The 1,120-nt window shown below is 54.6% G+C and carries 1 pseudogene; it reads left to right on the top strand.

The annotated features are described in order from the left end of the window. Positions 1 to 1,120, top strand: a pseudogene (locus tag ACIPZC_RS26035) (IS3 family transposase); the annotation flags it as partial.

The raw sequence follows: 1,120 nt of genomic DNA, 5'->3' as shown, positions 1-1,120 counted from the left end.
CTGGATGGCAGCAACGGTTTCCGAAAGGTGGCTAAACACTTCGGTATCGATTTCAGTCTGCTTCGACGCTGGGTGGCCAGTTATCAGGCCAATAATGGCGCTGGTACAGGCTCGCATGGGCAGCGCTATACCAATGATTTCAAACGGCAGGTGCTCAGCTACATGCACGAGCACCGGCTTTCGCTGCGCCAGACCGCTGCCCATTTTGGCCTCGGGCAGTCCTCTCGGATAGGCTTTTGGCAACGGCAGTACTACAGTGGCAGTCTTACCCCCTCTATTGCCATCAAACCAAGTAAGCCAAACAACGTGCCGAAGAAGATCAAGCCTGCCATACCCACCGATACCAATGATGATCAGAAGTCTCGAGATCAGCTGTTGGCTGAACTTGAGTACCTGCGCATGGAGAACGCTGTTCTAAAGGAGCTCAAGGCTCTGCGCGAGGAAAAGGAGCGAATACGCGGGCAAAAGTCCTGATCGTTTCCAACCTCAAGCGCAGGTTTCCTTTGCCTGACCTCCTTAAGCTGGTCGAATTGGCGCGCAGCACCTTCTACTACCAGCTCAAAGCTCTGCAGAAGCCAGAACGGCATGCTGAGCTCAAGGCATTGGTCAAGCGCGTCTATCACGAGCAGAAAGGGCTTTATGGCTATCGCCGTATCGCCCTGGTAATCAGGAAGGAAAAGCGGGTGAACAAGAAGGTCGTTGAACGGCTGATGGCTGAGCAGGGGTTGAAATCAGTAGTGCGCCCGAAGAAATACCGCTCCTATCGAGGCGCTGTCGGCAAAGTGGCAGCGAATGTGCTGGAGCGCAATTTTGTCGCGCAACGGCCGAACCAGAAGTGGGTAACCGACGTTACCGAGTTCAAGGTAGCTCAACAGAAGCTCTACCTATCGCCCGTGATGGATTTGTACAACGGTGAAATCGTGGCCTACGAAATGGCCAGTCGCCCGTGCTATAGCCTGGTTGGGAACATGCTCGGCAAAGCGCTCGATTGCCTGGGAGAGAAGCCGAAGCTTGTGCTGCATTCGGATCAAGGGTGGCATTACCAGCAAGCCCAGTACCGCCGTGTGCTCAGCGAGCGCGGTGTAAAACAGAGCATGTCTCGAAAAGGCAATTGCCTGGA

It is taken from the genome of Pseudomonas sp. NPDC089743 (assembly GCF_044748785.1).
GTDB classification, from domain to species: domain Bacteria; phylum Pseudomonadota; class Gammaproteobacteria; order Pseudomonadales; family Pseudomonadaceae; genus Aquipseudomonas; species Aquipseudomonas putida_X.
The sequence above is the reverse complement of the archived record's forward strand: the minus strand, read 5'-3'. Positions and strand labels throughout refer to the sequence as shown.